The sequence below is a fragment of the Niallia sp. HCP3S3_B10 genome (assembly GCF_052064465.1).
In the GTDB taxonomy this organism is placed as follows: Bacteria; Bacillota; Bacilli; order Bacillales; family Cytobacillaceae; genus Niallia; species Niallia hominis.
Genome location: NZ_JBQHVO010000172.1, coordinates 1 through 325, shown reverse-complemented (window position 1 = coordinate 325; position 325 = coordinate 1). Strand labels below are relative to the sequence as shown.

General features: G+C 41.8%; 1 protein-coding gene. It reads left to right on the top strand.

Annotated elements, in window-relative coordinates; translation table 11 throughout:
• Window positions 1–18 precede the first annotated feature (18 nt).
• On the top strand, window positions 19–325 hold a 307-nt coding region (locus ACTNDN_RS25080), incomplete at its 3' end, for a UPF0236 family transposase-like protein (protein WP_441132594.1).

The window sequence follows — 325 nt, the reverse complement described above, 5'->3', positions numbered from 1 at the left end:
GAACGAGCCTTTTTCACCATGGATCGTTTTCATGTCGCTCGTTCGATGAAGCAGCTTATGAAAAACCATCCTCGATATCGCTACATGAAAAGAGCGTTAAGAAATTATCAGGTTGATTCCTTATTTTTAGAGTTGAATAGCGCGGTAGGAACAATGGATACACCAGAAGAAGAAGAAAAACTAGCGCATTTCCTCGCCTTTTTAACGCATCATCAGGAAACCATAAAAGATTACCGTAGTTGGTTACAGGAGAAAGGCGTGGACACGACAGCGTATCGACCAATGGGAAGTGCAGAAGCAATGATGAATCAATTAGCCAAACGAT